This window comes from Bradyrhizobium sp. SZCCHNR2028, from assembly GCF_032380995.1.
Classification (GTDB): domain Bacteria; phylum Pseudomonadota; class Alphaproteobacteria; order Rhizobiales; family Xanthobacteraceae; genus Bradyrhizobium.
Window position 1 is genome coordinate 1 of sequence record NZ_JAUHJF010000005.1, and the last position, 20,991, is coordinate 20,991.

Below are 20,991 nucleotides of genomic sequence, written 5' to 3' on the forward strand. Positions count from 1 at the left end.
GCCCCGCGTTGACCGTTTCTTTCGAATGCCCATCGCAATCTCCTCATCGAGTGTTGCGACGACCAATTGAATCCACCGGTGTTCTCGGCCAGACCTGTGGTACCTGCCGCCTGCATTTTCTTTCGCAGGCGGGCCACGGGCGCGGCCAGCGCCCGGCCTTCCCCGCGCCCTCATGATTCGAGGGCGGTGAGTTTCAGCACAGCTCGGGCGCATCGTGTCGCGAGAACGAGATCGTTCGCCTTCGATCTGCGTCTCGGAGGCAACGACGGGCGCGCCAACCACAGCTGTCGTCCCGGGCAAGCGCGAAGCGCGCCGACCCGGGATCCATAACCACAGGGTTCAGTTGTCTTGCACGGGACTCGCAGCCTGCCCCTTACAAACACCATGCGGTATGGGTCCCGTTCGCAGGGACGACGCCGGTTATTTGGCGCGCGCTTGGCCCTCACGATCTCAATGATAAAGAGAGGGGCCCCAGCTTGCGCTGGGGCCCCTGAACGGTCAGGACATTGCCGGGTATTTGCCCGAACCGAAGTTGCGGACCTGGTCGCGTACGACCAAGTCCTGGGCTGTAGGCGCGCTCGCCGTGCTTGATATCCAGCGCTCCTCAATCCCTGTTGCCCGGCGTCTGAATGAACCCGCGATTCCATGTCGGGCTGATCAGGATCTCGTTGACGCAGACGCGCGGCGGCATGTTGGCCACGAACGCGATGGTGCGGCCGAGGTCTTCCGGCTGCAGCATCCGCGCCTGCTCCTCGGCGCTCGGCACCACCGGGCGCTGCTCCAGGATCGGCGTGGCGACCTCGCCGGGCATCAGGCAGCAGGCGCGCAGGCCGTTCACGCATTCCTCCATGTTGAACGAGTGCGTCAGCGCCAGCACCGCGTGCTTGGTCGAGGTGTAGGCCGGTCCCGGCATCTTCGAGACATGGCGGCCGGCCCACGACGAGACGTTGATGATGGTCCCATCCTGCTGCGCCCGCATCGCCGGCAGCACCGCCTTCATGCAGTAGAGCACACCGTTGAGATTGATCTCGACCAGCTGGTTCCAGCCATCGATCGTCAGGTCGTCCCAGCGCCGCTTCGGCACGTTGACGCCGGCCGAGTTGACCAGCAGATCGATGCGGCCGTGCCGCGCCAGGATGGCATCGGCCGCGGCCTGTACGTCGGCGGCCTTGGCGACATCGAGCGGCACGGCCTCGGCCGTGCCGCCGGCCGCGGCAATCTTGGCCACCACGGCCTGGAGCGCGGCCGTGCGCCGGCCCGAGACGATCACCATCCAGCCGTCGGCCGCGAGCGCCAGTGCGCCGGCCTCGCCGATTCCGGTGCCGCCACCGGTGATCCACGCGATCCGTTTTCCCTTGACCATATCCCAGCGTCTCCCGGTTGCCTTCGAAAGGGCGTTTTTGCTAGAGCAGCCTCGATCAGAGATGGCGACCGTGGTGACTGCGATGTCACCGGTCTTGTTCGCTGTCCCGGCCCTTTTCGTCTTCGTCGAGCATGATGTTCCGCCGGCTGGCACTGCCGGCCTGCCGATGCTCCCAGGGGAATGTTGCATGAACCAAGCCGCCAACGCCAATCTGTTCTCTCGCCTGTTCGATGGCCTCGACGATCCCAGCCGCCTGGCGATCGAGACCCACGACGGCCAGCGCATCACCTATGGCGATTTGATCGCGCGGGCAGGCCAGATGGCGAACGTGCTGGTGGCCCGTGGTGTGAAGCCGGGTGATCGCGTCGCGGCGCAGACCGAGAAGTCGGTGTCCGGCCTCGTGCTCTATCTTGCCACGGTGCGCGCCGGCGGCGTCTATCTGCCGCTCAACACCGCCTATACGCTCAACGAGCTCGACTATTTCATCGGCGACGCCGAGCCGACCGTCGTGGTGTGCGATCCCGCGAAGGCCGAAGGCATCGGCGCGCTGGCGGCCAAGGTCGGCGCCAAGGTGGAAACGCTCGATGCGTCAGGCACGGGCTCGCTGACGGAAGCCGCCGACAAGGCCGGCTCCGCCTTCACCACCGTGCCGCGCGGCGCCGACGATCTCGCCGCCATTCTCTATACGTCGGGCACCACCGGCCGCTCCAAGGGCGCGATGCTGTCTCACGACAATCTCGCCTCGAACTCGCTGACCCTGATCGACTACTGGCGCTTCACCAAGGACGACGTGCTGATCCACGCGCTGCCGATCTATCACACCCATGGCCTGTTCGTGGCCAGCAACGTCACGCTGTTCGCGCGGGCGTCGATGATCTTCCTGCCCAAGCTCGATCCGGACCTGATCATCAACCTGATGGCGCGCGCCACAGTGCTGATGGGTGTGCCGACGTTCTACACGCGCCTGTTGCAGAACCCGCGGCTGTCGAAGGAGACGACCAGCCACATGCGGCTGTTCATCTCCGGCTCGGCGCCGCTGCTCGCCGATACCCATCGCGAATGGTTCGCGCGGACCGGCCATGCCGTGCTCGAGCGCTACGGCATGACCGAGACCAACATGAACACGTCGAATCCTTACGAGGGCGAGCGCGTGCCCGGCGCGGTCGGCTTCCCGCTGCCCGGAGTCTCGGTGCGCGTCACCGATCCCGAGACGGCGAAGGAGCTCGCGCGCGACGAGATCGGCATGATCGAGGTGAAGGGCCCGAACGTGTTCAAGGGCTATTGGCGGATGCCTGAGAAGACCAAGTCGGAATTCCGTGACGATGGTTTCTTCATCACCGGCGATCTCGGCAAGATCGACAAACAGGGCTACGTCCACATCGTCGGCCGCGGCAAGGACCTCGTGATCTCCGGCGGCTTCAACGTCTACCCGAAGGAGATCGAGAGCGAGATCGACGCCATGCCGGGCGTGGTCGAGTCCGCCGTCATCGGTGTGCCGCATCCTGATTTCGGCGAAGGTGTCACCGCGGTCGTGGTGCGCCATCCGGGGGCTGATGTCAGCGAGGCCGGCGTGCTCAAGGGCCTCGACGGCCGACTGGCGAAATTCAAGATGCCCAAGCGCGTGTTCGTGGTCGACGAGCTGCCGCGCAATGCGATGAGCAAGGTGCAGAAGAACGTGCTGCGTGACCAGTACAAGGACATCTACACGAAGTGACGGCGGCCTAGCGCCGTCGTCCGATCGCGAGGCCGGCGAGCGCGGCCAGCGGCGGCGCGGCGCAGATCAGCACGAATTCGAGCACGGCGAGCGAGGCGATCTCGTGCTGGATGGCGAATGCGAGACAGGCGGCGAACAGGCCGGAGGCGGTGAAGCCGAGCACGCAGGTCAACGGCTCCTCGGCGGGCTCGTGCGACGACACCTTGCGCGCCGGCAGTGCCGCCGGGCGTTCGGTGGTTGTCGGTCGGACCGTCGGCAGCGGCATCAAGGCTCCCTGCACCGCGTCTGTTGCATGTCGCCTAAGACTAAGCCGCTTCGCCGGGCGGCGACATGCGGCAAAATCGACCGGCGAAGGGGCCGTGTGCGCGGCGAGGAACCTGGGAGATCGAGGGAGATTTGCTGCAGCGCAGGCGGTCGCCGACGCAGGTTGTTGCTCCGCGTATCGCTCCGGGCAGGTTTGCAGAATCGTCAGATGGCACTGGCTCTTGTCGCGAAACCCGCTTCCTCAAGACCGAGGTTAAGCGGTGAATCAGTGCTCGACAGTCGGCGCTATTCAACAGTCTCGCCGCGTTGGTAACGGCCTTGGTGAGGAGATAAGAATGAACGATGGTTCGTCATATCCGGTCAGGATGGGTTTCTGGTATACCACGGCGGCCATTGGTCCTTTTTCCACCGGTCGCCTAGCACTGAATCGTCGTTCGGTTTTGGGCGATTTGTTCGTTGCAACGCCTGTTCCTTCTCCGTAAATAAACCCCGCCTTGCCGATCCACATGGCCGCAAGCCCCTTCCGTTCACGGCCCACAAGAAATCATCAAAGCAACCAATGACAGCCAGGATCGAACGACCGCTTTCGCCGCATCTGCAAACCTACCGCTGGACGCTGACGATGATCCTCTCGATCGTCCATCGCGCCACCGGGGTTGCACTATATTTCGGGACGCTGCTGCTGGCCTGGTGGTTGATCGCCGCCGCGTCTGGTCCCAGCGCCTACTCCTACGTCCAGGGGTTCATGGGCAGCTTCCTCGGCCGCCTGATCGTGTTCGGCTACACCTGGGCGCTGCTGCACCATCTCTTGTCCGGCATCCGCCACTTCGTCTGGGACCTCGGCTACGGCTTCAAGCCCAATGAGCGCGAGACGCTCACCTGGGGCGCCCTGATCGGGGGCATCACGTTGACTGTCCTGGTCTGGATCGTGGCTTACGCAGTGGGAGGCGGCCGATGAGCAACGCACGCGCGAAGTCGATGCGCACCCCGCTCGGCCGCGTCCGCAACCTCGGCGCGGCCCATTCGGGCACCGGTGATTTCTGGCGCCAGCGCATCACCGCGGTCGCGATGACCCTGTTGATCGTGCCGGTCGTGATCGTGGTGATCATGCTGCTCGGCCGCAACCAGGCCGGCGCGGCGCAGATCCTGGGCTCGATTCCGATTGCGGTGATCATGCTGCTGTTCGTGATCGCGAGCTGCTGGCACATGAAGATCGGCATGCAGGTCGTGATCGAGGACTACGTGCACAGCGAGCCGCTCAAGCTCGTCGCGATCATGGCCAACAACTTCTTCGCGGTGACCGTGGCGCTCGCCTCGATCTACGCCCTCATCAAACTTTCCACTGGAGTCTAGGCCATGGCCGGCGGAGCAAATGGCAGCGCGAACGGCGCGCCCGCGACGAACGGAAAAGCATATCCGATCGAGGACCACACCTATGACGTCGTCGTGGTCGGCGCCGGCGGCGCCGGCCTGCGCGCGGTCGTCGGCTGCAGCGAGGCGGGCCTGCGCACCGCCTGCATCACCAAGGTGTTCCCGACCCGCTCGCATACGGTGGCGGCGCAGGGCGGCATCTCGGCCTCGCTCGGCAACATGCATCAGGACGATTGGCGCTGGCACATGTACGACACCGTCAAGGGGTCGGACTGGCTCGGCGACCAGGACGCGATCGAGTACATGGTGCGCAACGCGCCCGAGGCGGTCTACGAGCTCGAGCATTGGGGCGTGCCGTTCTCGCGCACCGAGGACGGCAAGATCTACCAGCGGCCGTTCGGCGGCATGACCCTGGACTACGGCAAGGGCCAGGCGCAGCGCACCTGCGCCGCCGCCGACCGCACCGGCCACGCCATGCTGCACACTATGTATGGCCAGTCGCTGCGGCACGCCGCAGAGTTCTTCATCGAGTTCTTCGCCATCGACCTGATCATGGACGACCAGGGCGTCTGCCGTGGCGTCATCGCGCTCAAGCTCGATGACGGCACGCTGCACCGCTTCCGCGCCCAGACCACGATCCTGGCGACGGGCGGCTATGGTCGGGCCTATGCCTCCTGTACCTCGGCGCACACCTGCACCGGTGACGGCGGCGGCATGGTGCTGCGCGCCGGCCTGCCGCTGCAGGACATGGAGTTCGTGCAGTTCCACCCGACCGGCATCTATGGCTCGGGCTGTCTTGTCACCGAAGGTGCGCGCGGCGAGGGCGGCTATCTCGTCAACGCCGAGGGCGAGCGCTTCATGGAGCGCTATGCGCCGTCCGCAAAGGACCTCGCCTCGCGAGACGTCGTCTCGCGCGCGATGACCGTCGAGATCCGCGAAGGCCGCGGCGTCGGCCGGAAGAAGGACCACATCTTCCTGCATCTCGACCATCTCGATCCGAAGGTGCTGCAGGAGCGCCTGCCCGGCATCTCCGAATCCGCCAAGATATTCGCCAATGTCGACGTCACGCGCGAGCCGATCCCGATCGTGCCGACCGCGCACTACAACATGGGCGGCATCCCGACCAACTATCGCGCCGAGGTGCTGACCAAGAAGGACGGCGACGACAACGCGATCGTGCCCGGCCTGATGGCGGTGGGCGAGGCGGCCTGCGTCTCCGTGCACGGCGCCAACCGGCTCGGCTCGAACTCGCTGATCGACCTCGTGGTGTTCGGCCGCGCGGCGGCGCTGCGTCTGGCCGAGAAGCTGACGCCGAACGGCAAGCAGCCGGACCTGCCGAAGGACTCCGCCGATAAGGCGCTGGGCCGGCTCGATCATTATCGCCACGCCTCCGGCGGCACGCCGACCGCGAAGCTGCGCGAAAGCATGCAGAACGTGATGCAGACCAACTGTGCCGTGTTCCGCACCGGCGAGGTGCTGCAGGAAGGCCACAACCTGATTCACAAGGTGTATGGCGGCATCGGCGACATCGCAGTGTTCGACCGCTCGCTGGTGTGGAATTCCGACCTGATCGAGACGCTGGAGTTCGACAATCTGATCGCGCAGGCGGTCGTGACGATGGACTCGGCGGCGAACCGGACCGAGAGCCGCGGCGCCCATGCACGCGAGGACTTCCCGGATCGCGACGACACGAACTGGATGAAGCACACGCTGGCGTGGATCGACAGCAAGGATGGCAAGACCACGATCGATTACCGTCCGGTGCACAACTACACCATGACCAACGACGTGCAGTACATTCCGCCGAAGGCGCGCGTGTACTGATCGCGTGTGACCTGAGCCCGTCCGTCAAACCCAAGAAGGCCTTCCGAAATGGCTGAGTTCGCACTTCCGAAGAATTCTCAGATCACCGGCGGCAAGACCTGGCCCAAGCCGGCCGGCGCCGCCGAGGTTCGCGAGTTCAAGGTCTATCGCTGGAATCCGGACGACGGCAAGAATCCGAGCGTCGATACCTATTACGTCGACGTCAAAGATTGCGGCCCGATGGTGCTGGACGGGCTGATCTGGATCAAGAACCACATCGATCCGTCGCTGACCTTCCGCCGCTCCTGCCGCGAGGGCGTGTGCGGCTCCTGCGCGATGAACATCGACGGCCAGAACACCCTGGCCTGCACCAAGTCGATGCACGACGTGAAGGACGGCGCGGTCAAGATCAACCCGCTGCCGCACCAGCCTGTCGTGAAGGACCTGGTGCCGGACCTCACCAATTTCTACGCGCAATACGCCTCGATCGAGCCCTGGCTGAAGACGACCTCGCCGACGCCGCAGAAGGAATGGCGGCAGAGCCACGAGGATCGCGAGAAGCTCGACGGCCTCTACGAGTGCATCCTGTGCGCCTGTTGCTCGACTTCGTGCCCGAGCTACTGGTGGAACAGCGAGCGCTATCTCGGTCCGGCCGCGCTGCTGCAGGCCAACCGCTGGGTCAAGGACAGCCGCGACGAGGCGACCGGCGAGCGGCTCGACAACCTCGAGGATCCGTTCCGGCTGTATCGCTGCCACACCATCATGAACTGCGCCAAGGCCTGCCCGAAGGGGCTCAACCCGGCCGAGGCGATCGCGGAGCTGAAGCTCAAGCTGGTCGAGCGGCAGATCTAGCCGGGCCGACCACTTTCGATCTGATCTTCCACGCCCGAAACTGGTGCAAGTTCCGGGCGCGGCTAGTTTGTAGCTGCCGTCGATTGCGTTAAGCTCGTGGCCCTTTGAAGCCGGAGCGACCGTGCAGACCGCACAACGCAAATCGCTGACGATGCTGCGCTGGATGATGATCGCGTCCCTCGCGCTTCCCGTCGCGCTGTTCGTGATCGCGGCCTACGTATCCCACGGCACGACATATGAGGAGGCCGATCGCGAGATCCGCCGCTCGCTCGAAATCGTCCACGAGCACGCGCTGAAGGTGTTCGAGACCATCGAACGCAGCCTCTCGGAGATCGACGAGGTCGTCCGCGACCTGTCGGATGCCGATATCAAGGCGCGCGAGCAGGTGCTGCATGCCCGGTTGCGGCAATTATCGGATGCGCTGCCGCAGATGAAGTCCGCCTGGGTGTTCGACGCCAATGGCCGGCCGCTGGTCAACAGCATGATCTATCCGGCGCCGGACATGACGTTCCTCGACCGCGACTACTTTAGTGCCCACGTCAAGGACAGCATCGGCACCTTCATCGGCGCGCAGTTGACGCCGCGGCCGCCCTATCAGGGCGCGCCGTTTTTCAGCATCAGCCGCCGCCGCCAGAGCGACGACGGCAGCTTCACCGGCATCATCCAGGCTTCGGTGCTTCCGGATTATTTCGAGCACTTCTATGCCCGGATCGGCCGGGCGCCCGGCAGCTACTTCGCGCTGCGCCGCTTCGATGGCCTCATTCTGGCGCGCTTCCCGGCCGCCGGGAGAAGCACGGCCGCGGACCCCAGCGACGTCCCCGCCGGGGCCGCAGATACGGAGCAGCTCGTGACCGAGATCTCGCCGGTCGATGGCGTTGAGCGTCTCGTCGGCTATCAGCGGCTCGGTGGCTATCCCGTCTACGTCTCGGCAGGGCTGGCGACGTCGACCATCCGCAACCGCTGGCTCGGCACGATCGGCCGGCACCTCATCTTCGGCATCCCGGCAACCGCGCTGCTCATCGTCTTCCTGGCCCTTGCCCGGCGGCGGACCGAGCGCCTGCATGTCGAGGCCGCCCGCCGCCTCGAAGCCGAGGATGCGCTCAAGCACGGTCAGCGCATGGAGGCGCTGGGACAACTGACCGGCGGCGTCGCGCACGACTTCAACAATCTGCTGACCGTGATCCGGGCCTCGGCCGATCTGTTGCGCCGGCCGAATCTGGCTGATGAGCGGCGGCAGCGCTATATCGACGCGATCTCGGATACGGTGGCGCGCGCATCGAAGCTCACGTCGCAGCTCCTCGCGTTCGCCCGGCGCCAGACGCTGAAGCCGGAGGTCTTCGACATCGGCCGCAGCGTCGTCGCCCTGCGCGACATGACCAAGACCCTGGTCGGGTCGCGCGTCGAGGTCGTGGTCTCCGTTCCCGACGAGCCGTGCTACGTTAATTCCGACGCCGGCCAGTTCGAGACGGCACTGATCAACCTGGCCGTCAATGCCCGCGATGCGATGGCCGGCCAGGGACGTCTCAGCATTACCGTCGCCCCAGCAGCGGCGCTGCCGACGCCGTCGGCGCCGCACGACCGTCCGCCGCTGGGCTATGTCGCCATCACTGTCCAGGACACCGGCGTCGGCATCCCGTCGGAGCATTTCGGACGCATCTTCGAGCCATTCTTTACGACCAAGACCATCGGCCAGGGCACCGGCCTCGGTCTCTCGCAAGTGTTTGGCTTCGCCAAGCAGTCCGGCGGCGAAATCGGGGTCACAAGCGAAAAGGGTCGCGGCGCGACGTTCACGCTCTATCTGCCGCGCGTCGCTCCTGCCCAAGTGCAGCGTGGCGAGGACGGCAGCCATGCGGAGCCGATCGGCGGTCGAGGCATGTCGGTGCTGGTGGTCGAGGACAACATCGACGTCGGCAGATCGGCGACCGAAGCGCTGGCCGAGCTCGGCTATCGCACCACGCTGGTCGACAACGCCAGAGACGCGCTGGAGGAGTTGATCGGCGGCACCAGCCGGTTCGACGTCGTCTTCACCGATGTCGTGATGCCCGGCATGACCGGGCTGGAGCTTGCCGAGGAAATCAGGCGGCTCGAGCTCAACGTGCCGGTCGTGCTGGCGAGCGGTTACAGCCATGTGCTGGTGCAGCGGGGCACGCACGGCTTCGAGCTGCTGCGCAAGCCCTATTCGATCGAGGAACTGTCGCGTGTGCTGCACAAGGTCGTTCCCGTGCCGCTGTATCGCGCCCCACCGATGGCGCCGAACACGCAGGTGCCCTGAAAGCGCCGCGAATTGCGCGGGAACCCGGGTGGGAACCTTCTGGTTGCGTTGCTGTTATCGCGGAATGGGACAGGTTCAGGACATCGCGCGGCCGGGGGGACAGGCGCCCGAGAAGGCGCCGATCATCGAGATCGCCGCTGAGAATGGTACCCAGGTCGAGCCGCCGCCGCCCGAATTGGTGGAGGCCGATCCGGAGCTGTCGCCCGAAGAGGCCGAGCAACTGCGCAAGCGCTATCTGCTGACCCGGTTCTGGATCAGCGCCCGCGGCTATTGGGGCAAGAGCGGCGACCGTCTGGCGTGGGCGTTCACGCTCGGGCTGCTGTTTCTGATCGTTGCGACTGTCGGATTTCAGTACGGCATCAACGTCTGGAATCGGTCGATCTTCGACGCTATCGAGAAGCGCGATTCGGCGACCGTCTTTCATCTCACCGCGATCTTCTTCCCGCTTGCGATCGGCAGCGTCATTCTCGGCGTCACCCAGGTCTATGCGCGCATGTCGATCCAGCGGCGCTGGCGTGCCTGGCTGACCAACAGCGTCGTCACCCGCTGGCTGGCCAGCGGGCGCTACTATCAGCTCAATCTCGTCAGCGGCGACCACAAGAATCCGGAATACCGGATCGCCGAGGACCTGCGCATCGCGACCGATTCGCCGGTCGACTTCATCGCCGGCGTGACCTCGGCGCTGTTGTCGGCTGCGACCTTCATCGTCGTGCTCTGGACCATCGGCGGCGCGCTGACGCTGCATCTCGGCGCAACTGAGATCACCATTCCCGGCTTTCTGGTCATCGCCGCGATCGCCTACGCCGCCATCGCCTCGGGCTCGATCATGACGATCGGCCGCCGCTTCGTGCAGGTCTCCGAGGACAAGAACCAGGCGGAGGCCGATTTCCGCTACACCCTGACCCGCGTCCGCGAAAACGGCGAGAGCATCGCCCTGCTCGGCGGCGAGACCGAAGAGCGCGCCGGCATCGACCGGACGTTCGGCAACGTGCTGCAGCAATGGGCGCGGCTCGCCGGCCAGCACATGCGCACCACCCTGGTGTCGCAGGGCTCCAGCCTCATCGCCCCTGTCGTGCCGCTGCTGCTGTGCGCGCCGAAATTTCTCGACGGCAGCATGACGCTCGGGCAGGTGATGCAGGCGGCGAGCGCGTTCACGATCGTGCAGACCGCGTTCGGCTGGCTGGTCGACAACTATCCGCGGCTCGCGGATTGGAATGCCTGTGCCCGCCGCATCGCCTCGCTGATGATGTCGCTCGATGCGCTGGAGCGTGCGGAGAGAGGCGACGGCATCGGCCGCATCAAGCGCGGCGAGACCTCCGGCGACGCGATGCTCAGCCTGAATGATCTGCAGGTGACCCTCGACGACGGCACCGCCGTGGTCGGCGAGACCGAGGTCGTGGTCGATCCCGGCGAGCGCCTGCTCGTCGCGGGCGAATCCGGCACCGGCAAGAGCACGCTCGTGCGCGCCATCGCCGGGCTGTGGCCGTGGGGCGGCGGCAGCATCAACTTCCACCCCGACCGCAAGCTGTTCATGCTGCCGCAGCGGCCCTACGTGCCATCGGGCACCCTGCGCCGGGCCGTCGCCTATCCCGGGGCTGCCGAGGATTGGAGCGTGGCGCAGGTCGGCGAAGCCCTGCACAAGGTCGGTCTCGACCATCTCAAGGACAAGATCGAGGAGGACGCGCCCTGGGATCAGACGCTCTCCGGCGGCGAGAAGCAGCGTCTCGCCTTCGCGCGCCTGCTGCTGCACAGCCCCGACATCGTCGTGCTCGATGAAGCCACCTCCGCGCTCGATGAGAAGAGCCAGGACCGGATGATGGAGATCGTGACGAGCGAGCTGCCGAAGGCCACCATCATCAGCGTGGCGCATCGCGCCGAGCTGGAGGCCTTCCACAGCCGCAAGATCGTGCTCGAGCGGCGCAAGGGCGGCGCCAAGCTCGTCAGCGACATTGATCTCATTCCGCGCAAGGGACGGCGTCGCCTGATCGGCCGCTTCCTGCGTCAGCGCAAGGCGGCCTGAGCGGCTCGGGTGTTGCCTCAGCGCGGTCCTGGTGACGACACAATGCGGCCACGCCGCCTGCATTGGAGATCGCGGCGAAACCGGCTATCACACGTCGCCCTCAGCCCAGGACGCGACCTTGACGCCCGACAACGATCCTTCTCCGCCCTCCTTTGGTGCCTTCGCTCCGAATGCCGCCCAGGCGCTGGTGATCCGGCTGGCGCACGGCTCCGGCCTGAAGCGCGGCGCGTTCCGGCCGATGTTGACGCGCGTCGTCAACGTGCTGGGGGCAGGTCCTCTGGATGTCGGCTATCAGGGCGCCAATTTCCGCTTCTATCATCAGGTCAGTGCGACCGAACGTGGTGCGCTGTTCAATCCCGACTACAATCGTGAGGAGCTGGATTTCCTGCGCAGCCACGTTCCGCCGGGCGGCGTGGTGGTGGACGTTGGCGCCAATGTCGGAACGTTCGCCTTGCCGCTCGCGCGTCACGTCGGGCCGGGCGGTCTCGTGATCGCAGTGGAGCCGCATCCGGTCACGCATGCGCGGCTGAGCTTCAATCGCGATGCGTCCGCGCTGTCCCAGGTCAAGCTCGTCGCGGCGGCGGCAGGCGAGAGCGACGGCGAGGTGATGATCGAGACCGATGGCGACAATCTCGGCGCCAGCCACATCGTGACCGGAGAGGCGGGTGCTGAAGCATTCAAGGTCCCGTCGTTGCGGCTGCAGACCATCCTCGAACAGGCCGGAGCGACCACGGTCGATGCGCTGAAGATCGACGTGGAAGGCTTCGAGGACCGCGTGCTGACCTGCTTCTTCCGTGACGCGCCTGCCGCGTTGTGGCCGCGGGCCGTTGTCATCGAACACCTGTCGCGCGACGAATGGCAGAACGATTGTCTCGCCGACATGCTCGGTCGCGGCTACCGCGAATGCGGCCGCACGCGCAGCAACACGCTGTTGCTGCGCGGCTGAATCGGCATTCTGTCGCCGTCCCCAATACGTCCGGAACATCGGCGCCCCACGCGGCGTTGTCGTCCCTGACATTGAGGGAGCCGGCCATGAGCAACGACGACGCGCGCGACCAGGGTCGCGTTTGGGACCTGATGAAGAAGATCGGCTTCGCGATGCTGGTCACCCGCGACGGTGACAGGCTGCGGGCACGGCCGATGAGCGCCTATCTCGCGCGCGACGAGAACATGATCTACTTTCTCACTGACGCGCGGCATCACAAGGACGAGGAGATCGCGCGCTCGCCCGAGGTCAACCTGTCGTTCGCAGACGTCGGCAGCCAGAAATACGTGTCGCTGACGGGCACCGCGGCCATTTCCAACGATCGCGGCAAGATCCGAGAGCTGTTCTCGACGCCGGCCAAGGCCTGGTGGGACAGCGCCGAGGATCCGAACATCCGCCTCTTGAAGATCACGCCTGACGACGCCGAGTTCTGGGACTCGCCCGGCACCATCGTGCGCTACGTCAAGATGGCGGCGGCCGCCGTCAGCGGCACGCGTCCCGACCTCGGCGACCATCGAAAGGTTGCGATGTGATGCCGATCGAACCGCCAGAGATTCCGCCGGCGACGCCGGGCCGCCCGGTCGAACCGCCGCCGGAGGATCCGGTCGGCAATCCGCAGCCCGACATTCCGCCGCCGGTGTACGAACCCGATGCGCCGGCGCCCCCGCGCGAGCTGCCCGGGCAGACGCCAGACGAGATCCCTGGCCGAGGGCCACTCGGCCCGACCACGCCCAATCCGGCCACGGATTGACCGCGATTGAGTGGTCATGATGATCGCCTGCGAAGGGGCTGGCCGTGCGCCGGTCCCGCATTTCGGCGATTGGGCCAAGTCCTTGAAAATCAAGACTGAATGAAACCTGAATGGCGGCCCTGCGGGGGTGGTTTCGCGTCGAAATAAATCCGCCTGCGGATTTGAACTGCGCCACAATCCGGCCTAACGCATACTCGTTGATCTCTCCGTGCTTGAAAAAGATCGTTCCGGGAAAACAAGACACATGAGCAAACTTCGCGTCCTGCTGCTGGCGACGACTGCGCTGTCGGCGATGCAACTAATGAGCTCCGGCTCCCGCGCGCAAAGCGCGCCGATGATCATGGCGCAGGGTCCAGGCGGCCCCGGCGGCGAGGTCGGCCCGGACGGTCGGCCCAAGCAACCGCCGCATGGTCAACCGCCAGGCCCGCCGCAGCGGCCGGGTGGCCCGCCGCCGGCCGCTGCACCGCCCCACCAGGCACCGCCTGCAGCTCCGCCGCCACCCGCGGCGGCTCCGCCTCGTCCTGCTCCCCCGCCGCCTCCCCCGGCAGCGGCGCCGCGGCCCGCGCCCCCGCCACCTCCCCCGCCGCCACCGCGTGCGGAGCCACCGCGCCCCGCACCGCCGCCGCCGCGCGCAGAGCCGCCTGCGGCTCCTCCGCCGCGTCCGACACCGCCGCCGCCCCCGGCCGCTGCGCCTCCCGCGCATCCGCCGGCTCCGCCGCCCGTGGTGCGCGAGCCTCCGCGTCCGGCGGCTCCGCCTGCTCCGCCGCCGCCCGCTGCGGCACCATCACGGCCGACGCCGCCCTCGCCGCCCGTGGTTGCTCCGCCTCCGCCTCCAGCTCCGCCTCCAAGTGCGGCGCCGACTCAGCGGCCTGGAACGCCGCCGCCCCCGGCTGGCGCGACGCCGCCCCATTCGCCGCCGGCCGCAAGCCCGTCGCCGCAGCCTTCCGCCGCGCCGACTCCCGCTCCGGGTGGACCGGCGCCGGGAGGCCGGCCGGGCGCTGGTGGCCCGCCGCCTGGCTCCCCGCAAGGCGGGCCCCCGCCGCGGGGTGCTCCCACCGCGCCGGCCGGTACGGTCGCGCCTGCTCCGGGAACCCCGCCGGCGCCACCCGCGCCTGCGGCCACCCAGACGCCGTCGCAGCAAGGCACGCCGTCCGGCAGCCCGCCGCCCGGCGGACGTCCGGGAACGCCTCCAGGCGCTCCGGGTGCGCCGCCTCCAGCGGCAGGTCCCGGTGCTGCTGGACCGGGGCCGGGACCCGCCGGCGCGCCGCAGGCCGGTCCGGGCGCTGTGCCGCCCGCCGGACCCCCGGCCATGTCCAATCGGCCGCCGCCGCAGGTCACTGCGCCCATCCCGGCGCCGCCACCGCCGACGGCACAGCAGCTCACACCGATCGCGCCGGGCGCGCCGATGGCTGGGCCGCAGCGGCTGGACGATTTCCGCGGCCAGCGCCGCGAGGTCCAGGAGGGCGGTCGCACGCTGATCTACGAGCCGGGACGCGTCATCGTGCGCGATCCGAGCGGCCAGTCCTTCGTGCGTCACGACGAGCTCGAGCGCTTCCGCTACGGCGCGCGTGACATCCGCGTGCAGCGGGAGGATCGCGGCGAGATGCGCACGGTGGTGATCCGCCCCGACGGTAGCCAGATCATCACGGTCACGGCCGCCGACGGCCGGCTGCTGCGCCGCATCCGCCGCGATATCGGCGGCCGCGAGATCATCATCATCGACAACGCCTATCGCGATCCCGCCGCGGTCGGCGGCTTCTATGTCGACCTGCCGCCGCCGGAGATCCGCATCCCCTACAACCGCTACATCGTCGACGCCGAGGAGGCGCCGCCGGATGTCATCTACGACACGCTGATCGCGCCACCGGTGGAGCGCGTCCAGCGCCGCTACTCGCTGGACGAGGTCCGCTACTCCCCGTCGGTGCGCCAGCTGATGCCGTCGATCGATCTCAACACGATCACCTTCGAAACCGGATCGTGGGAGATCGGTCCCGACCAGGTGGCGAAGCTGCAGGTCATCGCCGACGGCCTCAACCAGGCGATCCAGCGCAACCCGCGCGAGGTCTTCCTGATCGAAGGCCACACCGACGCGGTCGGCAACGAGACCGACAATTTGTCGCTCTCGGATCGCCGAGCCGAATCGGTCGCCACGCTGATGACGCAGCAGTTTGGCGTCCCCGCGGAGAATCTGACCTCGCAGGGCTATGGCGAGCAGTATCTGAAGGAGCAGACGCAGGGGCCGAGCCGCATCAACCGGCGCGTCACGGTCCGCCGCATCACGCCGCTGCTCAATGGCGGCCAGGCCGCGCTGCCGCCGCCGCCTCCGGGCGTGGCACCGCCGCGCTGAGGTTGCGTCCGATCTGAAAATGAAAATGGCCGGGAGCGATCCCGGCCATTTTTGTAAGTGGCAATCCGTTTCGTCCTGTTCGGTGTCGTCCCCGCGAACGCGGGGACCCATACTCACAGGATCCAGTTTTGCGACGGCTGGAGCCGCAGCCGGCTCTCACCATGTCAGTCGGTGGATATGGGTCCCTGCGTTCGCAGGGACGACAGCGGTGGAGACGGGGCGGATTGCGCTCGACAGCTCCAACTCAGCTCTTGTCGTGGCCGAGCTGGAAGATCTCCGCGCCTTCCGATCCCGACAGCAGGCCCGTGTCCGAATAGAGCTTCAGCTTGGAGCGGGTGTCGGTGATGTCGAGATTGCGCATCGTCAGCTGGCCGATGCGGTCGGCAGGCGTGAAGGCGGCGTCCTCGACCTTCTCCATGCTCAGCCGCTCCGGCTGGTAGGTCAGGTTGGGGCTCTCGGTGTTGAGGATCGAGTAGTCGTTGCCGCGGCGCAGCTCCAGGGTCACCTCACCGGTGACGGCGCGCGCTACCCAGCGCTGCGCGGTCTCGCGCAGCATCAGGGCCTGCGAATCGAACCAGCGGCCCTGATAGAGCAGGCGACCGAGGCGCATGCCGCTGATGCGGTACTGCTCGATCGTATCCTCGTTGTGGATGCCGGTGACGAGCCGCTCATAGGCGATGTGCAGCAGCGCCATGCCCGGCGCCTCGTAGATGCCGCGGCTCTTGGCCTCGATGATGCGGTTCTCGATCTGGTCGCTCATGCCGAGACCATGACGGCCGCCGATCGCGTTGGCCTCCAGGAACAGCGCCACGGGATCGCTGAAGGTCTGCCCGTTCAACGCGACCGGCTGACCCTCCTCGAAGCGGACCACGACCGTCTCCGGCTTCACGGCGCAATCCTCGCGCCAGAACGGCACGCCCATGATCGGATTGACGATGCGGATGCCGCTGCTGAGGCTCTCGAGATCCTTGGCCTCGTGGGTGGCGCCGAGCAGATTGCTGTCCGTCGAATACGCCTTCTCGGCGCTCATCTTGTAATTGAAGCCGTTGGCGGTCAGGAACGCCGACATCTCGGCGCGGCCCCCGAGCTCGTCGATGAACTGCTGGTCGAGCCAGGGCTTGTAGATCTTGAGATTGGGATTGGTGAGCAGGCCGTAGCGGTAGAACCGCTCGATATCGTTGCCCTTGTAAGTCGAGCCGTCGCCCCAGATGTTGACGCCGTCCTCCTTCATCGCGGCGACCAGCATGGTGCCGGTGACGGCGCGGCCGAGCGGCGTGGTGTTGAAATAGGTGATGCCGCCGGTCGAGATGTGGAAGGCGCCCGACTGAATCGCGGCGATGCCCTCATGCACCAGCTGAGTGCGGCAATCCACGAGGCGCGCCTTCTCCCCGCCGAAGCTCAGCGCCTTGCGCGGGATCTCGTCGTAGTCGGACTCGTCGGGCTGCCCGAGATTGGCCGTGTAGGCAAAGCAGCGCGCGCCCTTCTGCTTCATCCAGAGCAGCGCGGCGCTGGTGTCGAGGCCGCCGGAAAAGGCGATGCCGACTTTCTCGCCCTTGGGCAGGCTTTTCAGGATCGTGGTCATGGGGAGTCCAACCAGTGTTTAGGGCTGTGCCGTTCAGAAATTCGGGCGCGAATAGCAGATTTAGCCTCGATCGGCACGCGATTAATCGGTTTCGCGCCGCGCTCAGGCCGCGGGGCTGGTGTCTGGCTGGCGGCGGCCGAACAGCCGGCGCATCAGCCGGAAGCCCGGCCAGGCGAAGCGGGTCAGCGCGGCGTCGATGCCGGCGTCGGTGAGGCGGGTGGACGGCCAGCGGTAGATGTAGCCGTGCAGCAGCCAGATCACGATGAAGGTGACGAGGCCGGCGGCGGCGATGTCGGTGAGGAAGTGGCCGCCGAAGGCCATCCGCAACACCGAGGTGGCGAGGCCGAACAGGACGGCGGCGCCGTAGGCGACGGGCCGGATCGCCGGCGGCGTCAGCGCGGCCGGCGCCAGGGTCCAGAATGCGGTGGCACCCTCACCGGAGAAGAACGAGCAATTGCGGCCGCAGCCGCCGCGCGGATCCCACCACGGCACGAACTGCATGTCGCCGCCGAACTCGGCCACGACAACCGGGCGCGGCCGGCCCCAATAGGATTTGAAGGTGAAATTGGTGAGCACGCCGGCCGAGAGCGACAAGGTCAGCAGCAGGAACGCCATGGTGCGGCCCTTCACCAGCAGGGGCCGGTCGGGACGGATGAGCTTCACCACCAGCGCAACGATGGACGGCAGCGCGATGCCCCAGGCGAGCCACATCGCGGCATCGCGCGCGAACGCGGCATAGCCGTCGAGCTTCAAGGGGAAGCTGCGCGTGCGCGGATCGTAGAACAGCGCGGCCAGCTTGAGATCGAGCTCGGGATAGACGCCGAACAGCACGCCGATGACGAGCGCGAGCGACAATGCGATGAAGAGACCGGTCCGGTTCATGACGCGCGGTTTAGCGAAAGCAGGCGGCGATGGAAAGGCCGGCGGCTCAACGTGGCGATCCCGACGGCAATGGTGGCGGTGGCGGCAGACGCGGCGGCGGCTCGCGCCAGCGGCCGGCGTTGCGCCCGGCAATCAGCCAATAGACCAGTCCGCCGACGATGCCGGCGCCGGTCAGGATCTCGAGATGGCGGCGCACGATGCCTTCGAAGCGGAAGGTCTCGGGATCGAACGGGACGAGACCGAGATAGCAGGCTGCGCCGACCACCCCGCCGCCGATCGCATAAGCAACCACGCTGCGGATCGAGAACGCCTCGGTGATCAGTGAGATCAGCAGCGCCGGGATCAGCGCGAAGCCCGACACGAAGATGAAGCCGAAGCCGATGATGACCTCGAACGCGCCCTGATCGATCGGGCCGTTGCCGAGATCGGCGAACTCCGGAAACAGGATCGCGGTCACGACGATCAGCCCCGCGAGGAAGCACGCGCCGAGAAAGGCGAAAGCGATCACGAAGAGACGGCCAATCAGCGCCATGGCTTTAGACCCGTGTTACCCAAGCGAGGCCCCGCTTTCTTCGCCCGTCATGGGCCGGCTTGAGCCGGCCATCCATCATTCAGTCGATGAATTGATGGGTGGCCGGGTCAAGCCCGGGCATGACGATCTTGTTCGGAGATGCAGCCGCGATCAATCATCAATCCGTCATCGCCATCGCGCGCAGTGCCTGACGCTCCCGCGCGGACAGCTTCTCCGTCTCCGACTTCAACTGGCCGCAGGCGGCGAGGATGTCGCGGCCGCGCGGCGTGCGCACCGGCGAGGAGTAGCCGGCGTTGAAGACGTATTCGGAGAACTTCTCGATCTGCTCCCAGTCCGAGCACTCATAGGCCGAGCCGGGCCAGGGATTGAACGGGATCAAATTGATCTTGGCCGGGATGCCCTTGAGCAGCTTGACCAGCAGCCTGGCGTCATCGAGCGAATCGTTGACGCCCTTGAGCATCACATATTCGAAGGTGATGCGCCGCGCGTTGGAGGCGCCCGGGTAGTCGCGGCAGGCCTGCAGCAGCTCTTGGATCGGATATTTGCGATTCAGCGGCACCAGTTCGTTGCGCAGCTCGTCGCGCACGGCGTGCAGCGAGATCGCCAGCATCACGCCGATCTCCTCGCCGGCGCGCTTGATGTTCGGCACCACGCCCGAGGTCGACAGCGTGATCCGGCGGCGGGAGATGCCGATGCCCTCGTTGTCCGAGACGATCAGCAGCGCGTCGCGCACCGCATCGAAATTGTACAGCGGCTCGCCCATCCCCATCATGACGATGTTGGTGATCAGCCGGTTGCCGAGCGGGGTCTCGCGGTCGGCCCAGTCGTTCAACCGGTCGCGCGCCACCATGACCTGGCCCACGATCTCGCCCGCGGTGAGGTTGCGGACCAGCCGCTGCGTACCGGTATGGCAGAACGCGCAGTTCAGCGTGCAGCCGACCTGCGACGAGACGCACAAGGTGCCGCGATCGGTCTCGGGGATGTAGACGCACTCGACCTCGTGGGCCTTCTGCAGATCGTCGCCGCTCGGCAGCCGCAGCAGCCATTTGCGGGTGCCGTCGTTGGAAATCTGTTCGGCCACGACCTCGGGACGCTCGACCGTGAAACGTTCGGAAAGCGCGGTGCGCGTGTCCTTCGACACGGATGTCATCTCGTCGAACGACCTGGCGCCGCGGAAATAGATCCAGTGCCATAGTTGCTGCACCCGCATCTTCTGCTGCCGCTCGGGCACGCCGATGTCGCCGAGCCTGGCCGCCAGCTCCGCGCGCGACAGGCCGATCAGCGAAGGTTTCGCCGGCGGGACGTAGGTTTCGAGCGGAGTCTTTTCGAGGGGCGCGGAGGAATCGCGCAGCCCGGCAGTCGTTGCCATGTCGATGGGCCCAAAGTGCTGCCCGGCCGCGGCGGCCGAAGGCTTTCAGCGGGCATATATAACGATCCGGCCGGCAAATGCGACCCGCCCGGCGAGCGGTATCGGCGGCTGCCGTCTACCGGCGGCAATCCTGCGCGATGCGGTCGAGCGCCTGGGCCAGGCCCTTCATTGAGAACACGTCGGTGGTTTCCGTGCCCTTGACCGAGACGCCCTTGACCACCGCCTCGGGCGCCTTGCGCATGGCATCGACCATCCGCTCTTCCTCGGCGGCGTTCTTGATCCAGAGCCCGTCGCCCTGGGTATACATGGCATAGGAGGCGCCGCCGACTTCCACCGCGGCGTCGGATCCGGGCTTGAGCGCATAGCCGATCATGATCGAGACCTCGTTGAAGACCTTCTCGGAGGGCCGCGTCGACACGAAGGCATAGGCTGGATCGCGCGGACGGTTGGGCGGATTGGTCTTGGAAGATGTCGGCTTGGCCAGCGCGAAGCAAACCTTCTTGCCGCCGGGCATCGCGGTATAGGCGCCCCAGCCGCCGAACTGTCCGATCAGCGTCGGTTCCGCCCCCCCGATATTCGGGACGGCTGGCTTCGGTTCCGATTTCGGTGCCGCCTTCGATTGCGGAGCGGCGGCCCTCGGCGCAGCGCTCTGTGCCGCAGCGAGGCTCGGTGCTCCGAACAGCAGCACGCTGCCGACCAGCGTTGTCAACAATCGCCCGAACAACATGATACGTTGAGTTCCCCCGCGACTTCGTTCCACCAATATTGTGACTGGAAAATGGCCCGGAATCGCTGATCCTTGGTCGCGATGGATAGCGGCTAAACGCTTCGCTTGCAAAGGCCGCAGACCTGGATTGTCCGGCGCTCCGCGTCCTCGAACCGGC

At 66.6% G+C, this 20,991-nt stretch carries 18 protein-coding genes; 11 read left to right on the forward strand and 7 right to left on the reverse strand.

Features of this window, described 5'->3' with window-relative positions:
• Window positions 1–604 precede the first annotated feature (604 nt).
• Window positions 605–1,363 carry an SDR family oxidoreductase gene (locus QX121_RS10240; protein WP_315811853.1) on the reverse strand — a complete coding sequence of 253 codons (759 nt, stop codon included), beginning with the start codon at window positions 1,361–1,363 and terminating at the stop codon, window positions 605–607.
• A gap of 187 nt (window positions 1,364–1,550) precedes the next feature.
• On the opposite strand from QX121_RS10240, the gene QX121_RS10245 reads away from it, so the two are divergent.
• Complete coding sequence (locus QX121_RS10245) at window positions 1,551–3,077, forward strand: malonyl-CoA synthase (RefSeq protein ID WP_315811854.1); 1,527 nt, start codon at window positions 1,551–1,553, stop codon at window positions 3,075–3,077.
• 7 nt (window positions 3,078–3,084) lie between these two features.
• On the opposite strand, the gene QX121_RS10250 is transcribed toward QX121_RS10245, so the two are convergent.
• Window positions 3,085–3,342 (reverse strand): hypothetical protein, encoded by a 258-nt coding sequence (locus QX121_RS10250; protein WP_315778175.1) that lies wholly within the window; start codon window positions 3,340–3,342, stop codon window positions 3,085–3,087.
• Between the two features lie 558 nt (window positions 3,343–3,900).
• Here QX121_RS10250 and sdhC point away from each other — a divergent pair.
• The 10 genes from sdhC (at window position 3,901) to QX121_RS10300 (ending at window position 15,742) form a co-directional block, all read left to right on the forward strand.
• Window positions 3,901–4,299, forward strand: coding sequence for a succinate dehydrogenase, cytochrome b556 subunit (gene sdhC, locus QX121_RS10255; RefSeq protein ID WP_008965547.1), 399 nt, complete (start codon window positions 3,901–3,903; stop codon window positions 4,297–4,299).
• A gap of 20 nt (window positions 4,300–4,319) precedes the next feature.
• On the forward strand, window positions 4,320–4,694 hold the full coding sequence (gene sdhD, locus QX121_RS10260) for a succinate dehydrogenase, hydrophobic membrane anchor protein (protein WP_315740508.1): 375 nt from the start codon (window positions 4,320–4,322) through the stop codon (window positions 4,692–4,694).
• Window positions 4,695–4,697: 3 nt separating this feature from the next.
• Window positions 4,698–6,536, forward strand: a complete 1,839-nt coding sequence (gene sdhA, locus QX121_RS10265) for a succinate dehydrogenase flavoprotein subunit (RefSeq protein ID WP_315778176.1) — start codon at window positions 4,698–4,700, stop codon at window positions 6,534–6,536.
• A gap of 48 nt (window positions 6,537–6,584) precedes the next feature.
• Window positions 6,585–7,367 (forward strand): succinate dehydrogenase iron-sulfur subunit, encoded by a 783-nt coding sequence (locus QX121_RS10270; protein WP_315740445.1) that lies wholly within the window; start codon window positions 6,585–6,587, stop codon window positions 7,365–7,367.
• A 121-nt stretch (window positions 7,368–7,488) separates the two neighbouring features.
• Window positions 7,489–9,639 (forward strand): ATP-binding protein, encoded by a 2,151-nt coding sequence (locus tag QX121_RS10275; RefSeq protein WP_315778177.1) that lies wholly within the window; start codon window positions 7,489–7,491, stop codon window positions 9,637–9,639.
• Between the two features lie 64 nt (window positions 9,640–9,703).
• A complete protein-coding gene (locus tag QX121_RS10280; RefSeq protein WP_315811855.1) occupies window positions 9,704–11,659 on the forward strand; it encodes an ABC transporter ATP-binding protein/permease in 1,956 nt (651 codons plus the stop codon).
• 118 nt (window positions 11,660–11,777) lie between these two features.
• Window positions 11,778–12,605 carry an FkbM family methyltransferase gene (locus QX121_RS10285; RefSeq protein ID WP_315811856.1) on the forward strand — a complete coding sequence of 276 codons (828 nt, stop codon included), beginning with the start codon at window positions 11,778–11,780 and terminating at the stop codon, window positions 12,603–12,605.
• An 86-nt stretch (window positions 12,606–12,691) separates the two neighbouring features.
• Window positions 12,692–13,177 (forward strand): pyridoxamine 5'-phosphate oxidase family protein, encoded by a 486-nt coding sequence (locus QX121_RS10290; protein ID WP_315778180.1) that lies wholly within the window; start codon window positions 12,692–12,694, stop codon window positions 13,175–13,177.
• Window positions 13,177–13,395 (forward strand): hypothetical protein, encoded by a 219-nt coding sequence (locus QX121_RS10295; RefSeq protein ID WP_315758646.1) that lies wholly within the window; start codon window positions 13,177–13,179, stop codon window positions 13,393–13,395. The genes QX121_RS10290 and QX121_RS10295 overlap by 1 nt, the downstream gene beginning before the upstream one ends.
• A 244-nt stretch (window positions 13,396–13,639) precedes the next feature.
• The gene (locus QX121_RS10300) at window positions 13,640–15,742 is read left to right on the forward strand and encodes an OmpA family protein (protein WP_315811857.1); all 2,103 of its coding nucleotides are present in this window, start codon (window positions 13,640–13,642) and stop codon (window positions 15,740–15,742) included.
• 244 nt (window positions 15,743–15,986) lie between these two features.
• On the opposite strand, the gene argG is transcribed toward QX121_RS10300, so the two are convergent.
• The 5 genes from argG to QX121_RS10325 form a co-directional block, all read right to left on the reverse strand.
• Window positions 15,987–17,324, reverse strand: a complete 1,338-nt coding sequence (gene argG, locus QX121_RS10305) for an argininosuccinate synthase (protein ID WP_315758649.1) — start codon at window positions 17,322–17,324, stop codon at window positions 15,987–15,989.
• Between the two features lie 102 nt (window positions 17,325–17,426).
• Entirely contained in the window at window positions 17,427–18,206 is a 780-nt protein-coding gene (locus tag QX121_RS10310; RefSeq protein ID WP_315758650.1) for a phosphatase PAP2 family protein, read from the reverse strand.
• Between the two features lie 46 nt (window positions 18,207–18,252).
• On the reverse strand, window positions 18,253–18,738 hold the full coding sequence (locus QX121_RS10315) for a hypothetical protein (protein WP_315740454.1): 486 nt from the start codon (window positions 18,736–18,738) through the stop codon (window positions 18,253–18,255).
• A gap of 157 nt (window positions 18,739–18,895) precedes the next feature.
• Window positions 18,896–20,107 carry a 23S rRNA (adenine(2503)-C(2))-methyltransferase RlmN gene (rlmN, locus tag QX121_RS10320; RefSeq protein WP_315811858.1) on the reverse strand — a complete coding sequence of 404 codons (1,212 nt, stop codon included), beginning with the start codon at window positions 20,105–20,107 and terminating at the stop codon, window positions 18,896–18,898.
• Between the two features lie 115 nt (window positions 20,108–20,222).
• Window positions 20,223–20,834: an invasion associated locus B family protein gene (locus QX121_RS10325; RefSeq protein WP_315740456.1), complete on the reverse strand. Its 612-nt coding sequence runs from the start codon at window positions 20,832–20,834 to the stop codon at window positions 20,223–20,225.
• Between the last annotated feature and the right edge of the window lie 157 nt (window positions 20,835–20,991).